The 13831-nt window shown below is 47.0% G+C and carries 13 protein-coding genes; 10 read left to right on the forward strand and 3 right to left on the reverse strand.

From position 1 onward, the window contains the following. Window positions 1-20 precede the first annotated feature (20 nt). Window positions 21-2210, reverse strand: a complete 2190-nt coding sequence (locus tag GJR95_RS30220) for a PQQ-dependent sugar dehydrogenase (protein WP_232540904.1) — start codon at window positions 2208-2210, stop codon at window positions 21-23. A gap of 583 nt (window positions 2211-2793) precedes the next feature. On the opposite strand from GJR95_RS30220, the gene GJR95_RS30225 reads away from it, so the two are divergent. The 6 genes from GJR95_RS30225 (at window position 2794) to GJR95_RS30250 (ending at window position 9863) form a co-directional block, all read left to right on the forward strand. Next, window positions 2794-3339 carry an RNA polymerase sigma factor gene (locus tag GJR95_RS30225; RefSeq protein WP_162389405.1) on the forward strand — a complete coding sequence of 182 codons (546 nt, stop codon included), beginning with the start codon at window positions 2794-2796 and terminating at the stop codon, window positions 3337-3339. Continuing rightward, window positions 3329-4144 carry a HEAT repeat domain-containing protein gene (locus GJR95_RS30230; protein ID WP_162389406.1) on the forward strand — a complete coding sequence of 272 codons (816 nt, stop codon included), beginning with the start codon at window positions 3329-3331 and terminating at the stop codon, window positions 4142-4144. The genes GJR95_RS30225 and GJR95_RS30230 overlap by 11 nt, the downstream gene beginning before the upstream one ends. 37 nt (window positions 4145-4181) lie before the next feature. After that, window positions 4182-5039 (forward strand): DUF4097 family beta strand repeat-containing protein, encoded by an 858-nt coding sequence (locus GJR95_RS30235; RefSeq protein ID WP_162389407.1) that lies wholly within the window; start codon window positions 4182-4184, stop codon window positions 5037-5039. Between the two features lie 5 nt (window positions 5040-5044). Then, window positions 5045-5899 carry a DUF4097 family beta strand repeat-containing protein gene (locus tag GJR95_RS30240; RefSeq protein ID WP_162389408.1) on the forward strand — a complete coding sequence of 285 codons (855 nt, stop codon included), beginning with the start codon at window positions 5045-5047 and terminating at the stop codon, window positions 5897-5899. A 422-nt stretch (window positions 5900-6321) separates the two neighbouring features. Beyond that, window positions 6322-7209: an AraC family transcriptional regulator gene (locus GJR95_RS30245; RefSeq protein WP_162389409.1), complete on the forward strand. Its 888-nt coding sequence runs from the start codon at window positions 6322-6324 to the stop codon at window positions 7207-7209. A gap of 95 nt (window positions 7210-7304) precedes the next feature. Continuing rightward, window positions 7305-9863, forward strand: a complete 2559-nt coding sequence (locus GJR95_RS30250; RefSeq protein ID WP_162389410.1) for a GH116 family glycosyl-hydrolase — start codon at window positions 7305-7307, stop codon at window positions 9861-9863. 13 nt (window positions 9864-9876) lie between these two features. Here the strand turns inward: GJR95_RS30250 and GJR95_RS30255 are convergent, their stop codons facing one another. Beyond that, window positions 9877-10764, reverse strand: coding sequence for a PPK2 family polyphosphate kinase (locus tag GJR95_RS30255; protein ID WP_162389411.1), 888 nt, complete (start codon window positions 10762-10764; stop codon window positions 9877-9879). A gap of 169 nt (window positions 10765-10933) precedes the next feature. Here GJR95_RS30255 and msrA point away from each other — a divergent pair, with 169 nt between their 5' ends. From msrA to GJR95_RS30270, 3 genes are all read left to right on the forward strand, one after another. After that, window positions 10934-11503 carry a peptide-methionine (S)-S-oxide reductase MsrA gene (gene msrA / locus GJR95_RS30260; RefSeq protein WP_162389412.1) on the forward strand — a complete coding sequence of 190 codons (570 nt, stop codon included), beginning with the start codon at window positions 10934-10936 and terminating at the stop codon, window positions 11501-11503. Window positions 11504-11810: 307 nt separating this feature from the next. Continuing rightward, on the forward strand, window positions 11811-12251 hold the full coding sequence (locus GJR95_RS30265; protein WP_162389413.1) for a hypothetical protein: 441 nt from the start codon (window positions 11811-11813) through the stop codon (window positions 12249-12251). A 279-nt stretch (window positions 12252-12530) separates the two neighbouring features. Next, window positions 12531-12854 (forward strand): hypothetical protein, encoded by a 324-nt coding sequence (locus GJR95_RS30270; RefSeq protein WP_162389414.1) that lies wholly within the window; start codon window positions 12531-12533, stop codon window positions 12852-12854. A gap of 180 nt (window positions 12855-13034) precedes the next feature. On the opposite strand, the gene GJR95_RS30275 is transcribed toward GJR95_RS30270, so the two are convergent. Continuing rightward, window positions 13035-13181, reverse strand: coding sequence for a hypothetical protein (locus tag GJR95_RS30275; protein WP_162389415.1), 147 nt, complete (start codon window positions 13179-13181; stop codon window positions 13035-13037). Window positions 13182-13352: 171 nt separating this feature from the next. Between GJR95_RS30275 and GJR95_RS30280 the strand changes: the two genes are divergently transcribed. Then, complete coding sequence (locus tag GJR95_RS30280) at window positions 13353-13553, forward strand: hypothetical protein (RefSeq protein ID WP_162389416.1); 201 nt, start codon at window positions 13353-13355, stop codon at window positions 13551-13553. Window positions 13554-13831 lie beyond the last annotated feature (278 nt).

Raw genomic sequence — 13831 nt, forward strand, 5'->3', positions numbered from 1 at the left:
TCGCTACCAGATCTCCTCACTTAAGGTTTTACTAGTTTTATGACCTGCTTCTGGGTTGGCGTATTGGCCTGTAAGAAGTAAATTCCAGACGACTTCCCGAGTTGTAACGTAGCTCGTTCGGTTGGTGCAGCCTGGTCAATCGTCATATTGTACAGGCTACGTCCCTGGCTGTCGAGTGTTTGTAAGCGAAGCGACTGGCCTGATGCACCACGTACATCAACTTGTACCGTTTCGCTCAGAACCGGGTTGCCCAGAACGGTGAGTGTTAACGCAGACGGCAATTCGGCCCCGAGTCGAGGACTTCCACTCGTGCAGAATGATAGCCAGTTATACGTAAAACTGGCTTCTCCCGCCGTTCCTGACTGCACCGCTTTGAGCGTTATGGTAGGATTATCGGTGAAAAGTGTAACGGTATAAGGCCCCTGACTGGTTGTGGGCGACAACTCATTGGCAATCGAGAAGGAAATAGGCTGGCCCGTCTGGCCCGAGTACTGCGGATTTATACGAACCGAGCGTTGCCCGGCTGTTATGGTAGCGCAGTTCACCATCGTTACACCCGTTATGGCGAAAGTCCCCGGATTGGGTGCCGCCCCCGGATTGACTGTAATTGTAAAGGAACTACTGGCGGTGAGACTGCCGGGATCGGTGGCCTTTACGATTACCGTTGCTACACCTGATGTACTGGGTATGCCACTGATGGTAGCTGGTCCTGCAAAATTTAGCCCGGCTGGCAGACCACTCACGCTATAGGTCAGCGCCGATGGGGTTTCAGCATCGTTGAAAGCATTCGTTGGAATGAGAAAGCTAAAGTTTTGACCGACCGTTGCCGATTGAGGAGGAATAGGAGTGCCTGCCGTAGGGGGCGAATTCGGGGTTGACCCGCCCGAACAGGCTGCCAGCCAATTGTAGGCAAAGCTGGCTTCGCCAACTGAGCCGGTTTGTACGGCTTTAAGTGTGATCGAGGGGTTGTCTGTGTAGAGCGTTAGGGTGTAAGGGCCAGAATTAGCCGTGGGTGATAACTCGTTGGCCACCGAAAACGAAATTGGCTGGCCATTTATACCTTCATATTGTGGAGAGAAGCTCACCCTACGCTGCCCAGCCGTAACTGTAGCGCAGTTTACCATCGTTACACCCGTTATGGCGAAGGCATTAGGGTTGGGGGCCATATAGATAATCTTGTAAAGCGCACCCGCAGCGATACTCAGGAAATACAGGTTTCCATCGGGGCCTGTCAATATACTCAGCGAATTACCCGGCAGATTGGTGGCAAAAGATGCGCGACTGGCTGGATTTGTGGAAACGTCCAGCACGTTTATCCAGTTGCTGCAAAAATCCTGATAAAAATACTTGCCAATGAAGCTTGCCGGATAGTTGGTACTCGATGGGTTGAAAAATGTTCCACCCGTAATCGCACATCCTTTGCCGTCGCCGTCACCGTGTGGATAGGCAAAAACTGGATTGGTGTATAGTGAATTTGAACTCGCTCCTTCAACAGTGGGCCAGCCAAAGTTTAACCCGCCAGTAGTGGCATCATTAATTTCCTCCCAATCGTTTTGCCCAACGTCATTAACAAAGATCTTACCACTTATCGGATGAACCGCAATCGTGTAGGGATTCCGTAAGCCATAAGCCCATATTCTCCTTCGAGACGCTGACCCGCTCGGAAACGGATTGTCGGCTGGCGCAGTGCCATCGGCGTTAATACGGAGTATCTTGCCCAGGTAGTTGTCCAGCGTCTGTGAATTTGCGGGGGTTGCATTTTCGCCAACGCCTATATAGAGTTTACCGTCTTTCCCGAAGGTCATGGCGCCACCATTATGATTGGATGCGCCACTTAATGGATCTAAATCCAGAATTACGGTCTCGCTTCCTGGCGAAACGATATCACCATTGGCTGTAAACCGGCTAATGCGATTGTGTAGCTGCGGAGCCGGAACAGTATAGTATAAGTAGATAAAGTGGTTACTGGCAAAATTAGGATCAAAGGCCAGGCCGAGTAATCCTCGTTCACCGGTCGAGTCAACAGTCAGTTTTACAAAAGGGGCGGCCAATAAGCTTCCGTTTTTAACGATGCGTAATGCGCCACCCTGTTGGGTAACAAAAATTCGTCCATCGGGGGCAAAAGCCATAGCGGTAGGGTTACTAATGCCCGTCGCTACCGGAACCTGACTAAAGTTGGCTGGATAGGTTTGAGCCTGTAGATGGTTCACTGTGCCTGACAGCAAAGCCAGGAAAAGGAAAAATTGATTGGGTTGACTGCATAGCCATGCCAGCTTTGAGCATTTAGCAGTACGTTGTAAAAATCTGTAGAAAGTAGTCATAAAGCGTTGTGTTAAAGAGAAATACGTTCATTATTTATAGAGTGAAACTGTGATTTATTTCACAATGTTTATTAATTTATCGTGTTGTAAATAAATAGTAGTTAAAAGAGTTTTTTGGTTAGGTACCTATAACTAAGATGTGTCGATTCGTATCTCAACGTATCACTTAAACGCTACGTTGAAATGCCTGTTAATGCGCTATCGCGGCTTTGGTTGTAGCCCAACTACTTCGCTTGAAATCATGATTATCAACAGGCCATTGGCATCGAGCCGTAAAGCCGTGCCACGGTTTGTTTGCTCACGACCAGTAACCGTGGCACGGCTTTACGGCTCGATGCCAATGGCCTAATTGTCAATAAATGCTAAATTTTTTTTCAACTTCCTGTAACCTTTGCTGAAAGGTGCAGTTTCCAGTTCCAAATGCTGTAAATCCACGTCTATTCGGTTGAACGCGCTAACAGATAATTCACTCATGCTCCAGGTAAAAGCGGGCAATCTGGATAAGATGGGCCTACTTTTCGAGCGATACCACCGGCCGCTGTTCGGTTTCCTGTTCCATATGACAGGACAGACTGAATCCAGCGAGGATATGGTGCAGACGGTGTTTTATCGGATGTTGAAATATCGTCACACGTTCACTGGCGAAGGTGAGTTTCGGAGCTGGATGTATCATTTGGCAAGGAACGTACTGGCCGATCAGGCAAAACAGAATAAACGTGTGGCTAATCACGCCAATGTCAACGATCTGGCCGAACGAATTGGGGGAGGAATTGATGCTGACGAGCATCTACAGCAGGAACAGGATCGGGATATGCTCCATAAAGCACTGGCCAGACTCAATGAAGACCATCGCGAAGTGTTGATTCTGAGCCGATTTCAGGAATTAAAGTACGAAGAAATTGCCCGCGTGCTGAACATAACGGAAGGAGCAGTAAAGGTAAGGGTCTATCGGGCTATGAATGAGTTGAAGCGTATTTACTTAACAATTGAAACTGGTCGAAAAGCACATGAACTGTAAAAATGCCAATGAGCAATTTACCGAGTGGCTGAGTAACCAGTTACCGGAAGCCGAACGGCTGGAACTGGAAGCACACATGATCGGATGCTCTGATTGCCAACAGGAAGCCGATTCCATGCAGCAACTCTGGCGGCAGATGGGCACATTGCCCGTACCCGAACCCAGCGAACGAATGCGCGTTCAGTTCAATAGGATGCTCGATACGTATAAAGACACGGTTAAAGCTGAGCAACCAACCTGGCTGGATCGTTTTATCGAGCAACTGCGCACGCTTTTTACGCCACAGGGAGCCTTACGACTGGCCTATAGCCTCGCACTGATCGGAATCGGGATTGGGGCTGGGTACTGGTTCCAGGATAAACCAACCGTTGCTTCTCAACAGCAGATCGACTCGCTGTCGTTGCAGGTTCAGGAGATGCGCCAGATGATGCTCCTGTCATTGATCGAAAACCCATCGGCCTCTGAACGGCTTCGGGCGGTGAGCTATACCGACGAAATCAATCAGGCCAATGAGCGTGTGGTAGAAGCGCTGCTAACGACGCTCAATAACGACCCGAACGTAAACGTGCGTCTGGTGACACTCGAAGCACTGGCTAAACTGGCCGATGATTCGAAGGTGCGTCAGGGACTGGTTCAATCGCTGACACAGCAGGATTCTCCGCTTGTACAGGTGGCGCTGGCCGATGTGATGGTGAAACTGCAAGAGAAAAAATCGATAAAACCGCTTCGCCAAATGCTTCGTCAGGAACATCTGAACGACCTGGTCAAAACAAAAATTCAGGAAAGTATCAAAGCCTTATCGTAAGGTAGTCCAGTAAATACCCTAAATCAAAAATCAGATCATGAAACTATTTCTCATCCCCTGTTTAGCGGGATTGGTGCTCGCTTGTGCCCAATCGCCGGCCAGTGCCCAGGAATTTAAGGAGCATGTTACTAAAGAATTTGCGGCTCCGAACGGCGGTACACTGGTCATTTACAACATTAACGGGTTTATTAAGGTCGAAGGGTATTCTGGCGACAAGGTTGTGCTGGACATCGACAAAACAATTAAAGCTAAAGACAAAGACGTACTGGAAACGGGCAAAAAAGAGTTTAAGCTTGAATTTGAGCAAAAAGGCGACAGCATTATTGCATACATCGCAGAACCATTCGATTCCCGGCCAAATCGCAATTGGCGGGACAGAGATCAGGACCGTCGTATTCATTATGATTTCACCCTTGATTTCACGATCAAGATCCCTTACAAAATGAATCTGCATGCGTCGACAGTTAATCGGGGCAACGTAGATGTGAAAGATGTTGGCGGCTCGCTGAAAGCAAACAATGTAAACGGTGCTATTGGCATCGTGAACGCCAAAGGGGCTACGGATGTACACACGATCAATGGCGATGTAGTGATCAACTACCTGGCTAGCCCCCCGGATAAGTCATCGTATTATACGCTCAATGGCAACATTCGGGTCAGTTATCCCGCTAATCTTTCTGCCGATCTACAATTCAAAAGCTTTCAGGGTGAATTCTATACGGATTTTCCCGACGCCGAAATTTTACCCGTGCAGGTCACCAAAAATCAGGAGCGACGGGGCGAAACCACTGTATACAAGCTCAATAAGAATACTGCCATCCGGATTGGCAGTGGAGGCAAAACATTCCGGTTCGAAACGTTCAACGGTAACATTTACATTAAAAAACAATCCTGACTACAATGACTACAATTAAGTTTTTTATAAACAGTTTATTGCTTCTGTTCCTATTTTGGGCTTCACCACTGGCCGCCCAGAGCGATATAAAGGAGCAGATTGTCGTGCCGCTGAGTGATCCGGCAAAGCCTGCCTTTCTGAATGTGGGTTTGGTAAATGGCTCAATCCGGGTTGTTGGCGGTGCGGGTAAAGATATCGTGATCGACGCGGTTGCCGCTACTCGCCGGAGCGATCGGGAACGAGACCGGGATCGGGAAGACCGGGCCGATGCCAACTCGAACGGAATGAAGCGAATTTCCAGTGGAGCCGGAATGGAGGTTAGTGCCGAAGAAAAAGATAACCATGTTAAGGTTAGCTCTGATTCGTGGAAACGTTCAGTTGATTTGACCATTAAAGTGCCGCAACACTGTTCGTTGAAACTGAGTACGGTGAATAATGGCGAAATTACAGTTGAAAACGTGACCGGAACCCTGGAAGTTACGAACGTGAATGGCGCGATCCAACTCACAAACATAGCGGGTTCGGCGGTAGCCAATACCGTAAATGGCAATCTCACGGCCGCTTTTAAAACGCTTGATTCCGATACACCGATGGCTTTTTCAACGTTGAATGGCAATGTCGATGTTACCTTCCCGGCTAGTGCTAAAGCATCAGTAAAGCTGAAATCTGACCGGGGTGACATCTTCAGTGATTTCGATATTGATGTCGATAAAAGCCAGCCCAAAGGAACCCGTAGCGAAAAAAATGGCATGTACCGGGTAACGGTAGAAGACTGGGTTAAGGGGAAAATTAACGGTGGTGGTCCCGAAATGATGATGAAAAACATGCACGGGAACATTTATATCCGTAAAGCGAAATAAGCGGCTGTAAATCCAAACGCCCGATCGTCACTAATTCCATTACGTTAAGCTATGGAATCGGTGACGATCGGGCGTTTGCTATAGGCACAAAAAAAGAAAGTCGCCACGCAAGCAGGTGGGACTTTCTGGTTAAAACCTATGATGGTACACTTTAATTAATTGGCAGCCTGTCAGTCCTTACTGTTGCCCTGACAGAAATAAGTAGCTTCTCTAAAGAATAATTACCAGCCTACACGTATAAACAGTCTTGTTATCGATCTGTATACATGTCGTTATATCAACTCTAAATGATAAACCATTACTGTATAATACTACAAAGGAATAGTATTTTTTTAAGAGGTAGTTTCATTAAATTAGCTACTTTTACCATTAAATTAACAATTGACGCTGGTAGCGTATCATCGAGTGGTTAATTCATAGGTATGAGGCCGCAGTTATTAAAAGTCCCCTTGTCATCCGAATGCTCGTTTAGTATTCGGCAGGATGTGGTGCCGTATTTCTATAATCGTTGGCATTATCATCCTGAAATTGAACTGGTGCATCTTGAAAAGGGGAGGGGTACACAGTTTGTCGGCGATAATATTCAAAATTTTCAGGCTGGCGATGTGTTATTGATCGGATCAAATCTGCCCCACTACTGGCGGTGCGAACCCGTTTATTTTGACAATCAGGAAGGTTTGGTTGCTCAGGCAACCGTTGTGCATTTTCGCGATAATTTTTGGGGTGATACCTTTCTCCAATTGCCTGAAAATCGATTGATTGCCCAGTTTCTGGAAAAGTCAAGACAAGGAATTCGGTTGCATGGGCAGACGAAGGAGGAAACAAAACGACTACTGGCTCGAATGCTCGCTGAGAAATGTCCCAGCCAGATCGGCACCACCCGAATTATTTCGCTGATTCAGGCGCTGTCAATGCTGGCGCAATCAACGGAAATAGAATTACTTTCTACAGTCGATTATCCGAATCATTTCGACGATGCCGATACCGATCGGATCAATCAAATCTATGCCTATTCGATTACTCATTTTCGGCGGAAGATTTCACTGGATGAAATTGCCAAAGTTGCCAACATGAGCCCGAATTCATTTTGCCGTTATTTCAAATCCCGCAGTCGCAAGTCATACTCGCACTTTTTGCTGGAACTTCGGGTACAGCATGCCTGCAAACTACTTATTGAAGGCCGGCTAAGCATTGCCCAGGTTTGTTACGAAAGCGGCTTCAATCAATTTTCGGGCTTCAATAAATATTTCAAGTTAATAACGGGTAAAAGCCCGATGCACTATCAAAAGGCATTTGGTGAAGCAGGCTGATGATCAATGGTTGCCTGGAAAAATAAGACGGTAGCCCATGAAATGCCTCAATCCATGTTGTAGTCGCTTAAACTGTATGACAGTTCTGTAAGAAAATGAAAAAGCTTGTCCTCCTGATTCTATTGATGTCTGAGTTAAACGGACTGGCACAGACCGCCGTTTGGAAGCCACAAACCTGGCCCGTACTGAAACGCTACGATCAGCAACATCTCACCCGGATTGCACTGCCATTAGGTGGCATCGGCACTGGTACCGTATCGCTCGGTGGGCGCGGGCAATTGCAGGATTGGGAAATTATGAACCGGCCAGCAAAGGGCTATAGTACTGTTCTGACTGGCAATACCGCTCCATTTTTTGCGATTCATCTGCTGGAGGAGAAGAAAACCAGAGCGCTGCTAGGGCCACTCGAAGCCCATGAGTACCAGCATATGGAAGGGCGTCCGGTTGATCATCATGGCTTGCCACGTTTTGCGAAGGCCAGTTTTGAGACAGCTTATCCCTTTGGTCAGGTTAGCCTAAGCGACCCTGCGATGCCCGTTTCTGTGCAAATCAAAGGTTTCAACCCACTCGTTCCGGCCGATGCGAATGCCAGTGGTTTACCCATTGCGGTGCTAACATATCAAGTGACAAATACCGGCAAAGAGCCTTTAACGGTATCCGTATGTGGTTCCATGCACAATTTTATTGGGCGCGATGGCAGCAAAACCAATAAGTCATGGAAAGGTGAACTGGAACCGCAGGGCGCTCAAAAAAATCGGAACCAGTTTCGGCAGGGAAATGGCTTTCAGGGGATTTATCTGTACTCCGATGGTGTCGATAAGGCAGACCCCGCCTGGGGAACGGTTGCGTTAACAACGGCAGAATCTCAGGGTGTCAGTTATCGCACGTCATCGGTATCAAACGCGTGGGAAAATGCACTACTCGATTTCTGGGATGACTTTAGCGATGATGGCAGGCTGACCGAAAAGACTGGTTCGGCGGATGAAGACCCAATGGCTTCGCTGGCGGTGCAAAAGAAAATAGCGCCAAACAAAACAGAAACTTTTACTTTTTTTCTGACCTGGCATTTCCCCAATCGGTTTGCCTGGTCACGCGAGCGGGTAGGGAATTTTTATACGACTCAATACGCCGATGCCTGGGTAGTTGCTGACAAGACCATACCACTCATTCCAGCACTTGAGCAGAAAACAATTGCATTCGTTAATGCACTCCTGCAAAGCGATTACCCGGCGGAGGTGAAGGAAGCGGCTCTGTTCAATTTAAGTACCCTTCGATCTCAAACCGTATTTCGTACTGACGATGGTCGACTGTTTGGGTGGGAAGGCGTTATGGATGACATTGGCTCCTGTCATGGGTCGTGTACGCACGTCTGGAACTATGAGCAGGCCACGGCCTTTTTGTTTGGTGATCTGGCCAGAACCATGCGTGATGTCGAGTTTAATTATGCCCTCGACACAACAGGTTTAATGAGTTTTCGGGTAGGGTTGCCGTTGAAACCCGGTTTTGGTGGCGGGGTTGCGGCCGCCGATGGGCAAATGGGTACAATAATGAAGTTTTACCGCGACTGGCAACTATCGGGCGATATGAATTTCCTGACCAGAAACTGGCCCAATGTGAAACGGACGCTGGCCTTTGCCTGGGTGCCGGGAGGCTGGGATGCCGATAAGGACGGTGTTATGGAAGGGGCGCAACACAATACGATGGATGTGGAGTATTTTGGACCGAATCCACAGATGCAGTTCTGGTATCTCGGTGCACTGAAGGCTGCTTCCAGGATGGCCGAAGCAATGAAGGACGTTGCTTTTGCCAAAACCTGCGATCAGATTTTCAAGGCCGGAAGCGCCTGGACCGATGATCATCTGTTTAACGGCGACTATTACGAACAGCAGGTAATTCCTCCGGCGGGCCATTTAATCGCCAAAGGCACCTTTTCCGGATTTAATAAAATTCAGCAGGAAGATCCGGCGTATCAGTTGGCTAAGGGCTGTCTGGTCGATCAATTGGTTGGCCAGTTTATGGCTCACGTCTGTGACTTAGGCTACCTGGTGAAGCCAGAACACGTGCAGACCACCTTACAATCGATTCTGAAGTATAATTACCGGTCATCCATGACCGACCATTTCAATAATATGCGTTCATACGCTCTGGGCGATGAAGCTGCTCTGTTGATGGCCAGCTGGCCCAAAGGACGCCCGAAAGTGCCATTTCCGTATTTTGCCGAAGTAATGACCGGATTTGAATACACGGCTGCTATTGGCATGCTCTATGAAAACCAGACCGAATCGGGTTTGCGCTGCATTCGTAACATTCGGAATCGATTTGATGGGAGCAAACGTAATCCATTCGACGAAGCCGAATGCGGTCATCATTATGCGCGGGCAATGGTGAGTTGGGCGTCAACGCTGGCATTGAGTGGTTTTCATTATTCAGGGATAAGCCAGATGATGAGCTTCACGGCTCAGGAAGGCTCTTATTTCTGGTCGAATGGATACGCCTGGGGCACCTGCGTTAAGAAAAAAGCAGGGAATCAAGTGCAGGTAACGCTCCATGTGATGCACGGAGCGTTACCGTTAAAAACGCTACAGGTCGGCAAAAAATCGGTCGCTGCCAGACCCTTGAAAGAAGGCGAATTATTTACCGCAACGATCAACTAGTTCGCCTAAAAACCTAATTATTCTGCTTCTGGATGACTGGAATTAGTTTTTGCAACTCCTTAAAGCGTGCTTCGTCGGGTGTCGGCTCAGCAATGGGAAGCTTTTTTATTTCATCGATCAAAATACGGCCAACGAGTAGGCGCATGTTCTTTTTGTCGTCGGCCGGAATGACGTACCAGGGCGAATTATCGGTGGCAGTTTCATTGATGCATGTCTCGTAGGCATCCTGATAATCGTCCCAGAAGTTTCGTTCTTTAACATCACCCTCTTCAAATTTCCAGTTTTTTGCTGGATCCTGAATCCGGGCGATGAGTCGATCTGCCTGTTCTTTTTTGGAAATATGCAGGTAAAATTTAACGGTCGGAAAGCCATTTCGATACAAGTACTTTTCCATATCACGAATGGCCTCAAATCGTTGCTTGAACAATTTGTCCATGTCAGCAGTGGCTTTTTCGGGTAGCCGCTGACTTTGGGTTAAAATTTCCGGATGAACCTTCGTTACCAGCACTTCTTCGTAATACGACCGATTAAAGATTCCGATTGTACCTCGTTCAGGAAGGTCACGCCAGCTGCGCCATAGAAAATCGTGGTCGAGTTCCTGCTCGGTTGGGCGTTTGAACGACGATATATGGACACCCACTGGGTTCGTACCCGTAAAGACGTGCTGAATGGTGCCATCTTTACCGGCTGCGTCCAGCGCCTGAAAGACAACGATTAGTCCATAATGGTTATGAATGTACATACGCTCCTGCCATTTATCAATTTCTTCGGCCTGCTGGCGGAGCAATGCCTCATAATGAACATCATCTTCGTAGAGATCATCAACTTTAGTTGGGGCTTTTTTAATCTTGAACGGTTTGTCGCCGTCATAGCGGAAGCGGTCGGTATCTAAATCTTTCACAGGATATGGGCGCAAACTTTACGCGAGTCAGTTACGTTACTAATACAGCTAACAACCAGAATTTCAAGTAATGGTTGTTAGCTATTTCTACAACTGGTGTTGCCTGGCCAAATATACCTGCGAGAGCAGCTATACACAAAGCCAACAGCCATGATTAAGCACCCTACGCATGACAACAAATCAATCAACAAACCTCGAAAAAGCCACGTTTGGTACGGGCTGTTTCTGGTGTACAGAAGCGATGTATAATTCGCTGGATGGCGTTATTTCAGCCATTTCGGGGTATGAGGGCGGTCCCAAACCTAATCCGACCTATAAAGAAGTCTGCACCGGAACAACTGGCCACGCTGAATGCGTTGAGGTTACATTCGATCCATCGAAAATCACCTATCAGGAGTTGCTGGAAGCGTTTTTCCGTAGTCATGATCCAACCACATTGAACCGTCAGGGCGCAGATGTGGGAACGCAGTATCGCTCGGTAATTTTCTATCACAACGATGAGCAGAAACAATTGGCCGAAACGGCTAAAGCCGAACTGAACAAAGCAGAGGCTTACGCTAATCCGATTGTAACGGAAATTAGCCCAGCCAGCACGTTCTATGAAGCGGAAGCGTATCATCAAAACTACTTCGTCAAAAACCCGGATCAGGGTTATTGTGCATTTGTGATCGCTCCTAAACTCGATAAGTTCAAAAAAGTGTTTAAGGAGAAATTGAAATCACAGAATACACTCGTATAAACGGATAGTTAAACCTTAAAACGTCCATAGATCATCTCTATGGACGTTTTTTGTCCATTAAGGTAGCTTACAGGTTCAGTTTGTTCTGATTTGTGCCTCCGATCCGATCTTCATCCTACAGGGTACAGATTAGGCAATCTGCAAGAATGGAAGCCTTGCGGGAGACGCCCCTTAGTCGCGGTTGACGATTACTACTTCACAAAATATACAGCGTACTGGGCCAGGTAGGGCTTACCAGCCTCGACTAATGACTTTATTTGAGATTAGCGTGAAAGATAGACAGTATACTACACTTTATTGGCTAGCAATGAAACACACTCTCTTTATTATGCTGTTGTTTCCCATACGGAGCCTGAGCCAGCCCAAATACATCCCTCTGGTTCGTTTCGATACTTTGATTTATCAGTACACCATCTCTATCCAGTCGGGCCAGAGAGTTGATTTTCCTGCGGGCTGTCACTTATATGATATAACCCATCAGTCCAGGACGGGAGGCATAAAGGTGCTTTTTAGGGATGGTAGCGCTTTATATCAAAAAGCGGTCAATAGCGCATTTTACATCGCTAGAACCCATAACCAGCCCACGGGTAGCCTGGTGCCTCTAAAATATGGAGACCGCAACTGGCAAAGTAGCGAAAGCGCCGGGGCGATCCAGTCAGTGACTGCCCTTGATAAGGCCCACTTTCAACTGACCTATTTTACACTTACTCCTCTACCTAGATCACCAATCCTTTCTTCCTATCCGTGATGGCAGGAACGATAGGGAGATTTCTTTGCCAATAAGTATCTCCATCTGCTGAGGAGACATGGATCTAACGACTACTGGGATCTATGCGTTGACTTATTAAATCGCACTATACTAGCTTCTGGAGCCGCAACCCTATTACATAATAATTAAAAAAAGTGACTCCTTGCTTTTCAAGTACTCTAAATAGGTGAAATAAGGCGGTCATCCATGAAATGGATGGCTAGAGCTGGCGGGGACAAGATGTAGCCAGTTGCAACGAATCATCTATCGAGTTACTATATGAAAAGTTGGTATACGCCAATAAACGGAGTTCGAAACGAATATGGCACTCGCCAGATTGGCATCAGGCAGGACTTCATCGGCAAGCAGCTCTTTTCGATCAAGATATTTGAGCAAATTCCCGGCCATGAGCTCGATTCAAAAGAAGGCTATAACAAGGTTCTTATCAAGGCTGTTCTTATCCCCTTTACTTATGTGTTGATGCTCTCCGAAGAGTTTCAACGGCAGATGCCTGCTGAATTAATCTGGACATATGTGGCCCAGAAAGTGGTTCACGAAATACGATACGCAGGGTTAGGTAAGCATTTGATCTCCAGTGCATAGAAAGGCCCACTTCCTCGCTAAGGTCTCCCACATCATGCGCGTTAGAAATCCTGCAGTCATCAACAATGATGCAGAGTCAGTCAAGGCGGTAATAAATCGAATAGTTGGCCAGGCGACACCAGTAACTTCATAGGCCAGCAATCCGTAATGGGTTTCGTGTAATTCGCCCCTCCTGATGTATTATTTCCCCTCATTTACGTTTTTGAGAAGATACCAGACAGCAATTCCTGTCAGCACTAACCCGGCAAGAGGTATTAGCAAACTGCCTTTATAAATTACCCCATAATAATCTCCAGGAAGCGGCTCATCGTCTATTGTTACGTTCATAGCTTATGCATTTAGGTTGGTAAGCCCATCTAGTTATCCATTCCACCGATCATATGCAATCCATTTTACTTTCCGGTTGTGGGCATAAAGAAGGCTAGTTACCAATGTAATGTACAGATTGACTATTCGTTAATTATTCCCTATTCTTACCAACCACAAACAAGAACCGTCGTGATGAACGTGAGTGATTACGTAACCTACCCGTTCCTTAATTACTTAGACCCCAAATTAATTGATCTGTCTGCCGATTTCTTTCAGTATAAACAGATCGGGTTAGATGAACGAAGTACTTTTGTGCACATTACCATTGAATGCTCACCCGAAGGCTGGCAGTGGTATCAACAGGTAACGAAAGAATATAATAGGGTGTAATAAAGTATTATGAGCTCAACGTTGAGCCGATTGATTACTTACAGGTTCATCAAGCCATTGCTCCCATATCCCAGCTTTGTGAATATCGTCCACTCTGAGTGGATGGTATTATTGCAGCAGAAATCGTGATGATGCATTAATCGTTTACCCGACTCCCCAAAGCCTTCTAAGCGTAGAAATAGTCAACGTATGCGGGATACGTTCGGTGCAGAGTTCATGAGCTCCCGATGGGTATATACCAATTGGTAAGTACTTATTAAAGCATCTGTACCCTGTAG

Origin of the sequence: Spirosoma endbachense, from assembly GCF_010233585.1 — a bacterium.
Lineage (GTDB): Bacteria > Bacteroidota > Bacteroidia > Cytophagales > Spirosomataceae > Spirosoma > Spirosoma endbachense.

Excerpts from the sequence above, each read along its gene's own strand:
- GJR95_RS30225 (WP_162389405.1), top strand. The coding sequence starts at position 2,794 with ATGCTCCAGGTAAAAGCGGGCAATCTGGATAAGATGGGCCTACTTTTC.
- GJR95_RS30230 (WP_162389406.1), top strand. The coding sequence starts at position 3,329 with ATGAACTGTAAAAATGCCAATGAGCAATTTACCGAGTGGCTGAGTAAC.
- GJR95_RS30235 (WP_162389407.1), top strand. The coding sequence starts at position 4,182 with ATGAAACTATTTCTCATCCCCTGTTTAGCGGGATTGGTGCTCGCTTGT.
- GJR95_RS30240 (WP_162389408.1), top strand. The coding sequence starts at position 5,045 with ATGACTACAATTAAGTTTTTTATAAACAGTTTATTGCTTCTGTTCCTA.
- GJR95_RS30245 (WP_162389409.1), top strand. The coding sequence starts at position 6,322 with ATGAGGCCGCAGTTATTAAAAGTCCCCTTGTCATCCGAATGCTCGTTT.
- GJR95_RS30250 (WP_162389410.1), top strand. The coding sequence starts at position 7,305 with ATGAAAAAGCTTGTCCTCCTGATTCTATTGATGTCTGAGTTAAACGGA.
- msrA (WP_162389412.1), top strand. The coding sequence starts at position 10,934 with ATGACAACAAATCAATCAACAAACCTCGAAAAAGCCACGTTTGGTACG.
- GJR95_RS30265 (WP_162389413.1), top strand. The coding sequence starts at position 11,811 with ATGAAACACACTCTCTTTATTATGCTGTTGTTTCCCATACGGAGCCTG.
- GJR95_RS30270 (WP_162389414.1), top strand. The coding sequence starts at position 12,531 with ATGAAAAGTTGGTATACGCCAATAAACGGAGTTCGAAACGAATATGGC.
- GJR95_RS30275 (WP_162389415.1), bottom strand. The coding sequence starts at position 13,181 with ATGAACGTAACAATAGACGATGAGCCGCTTCCTGGAGATTATTATGGG.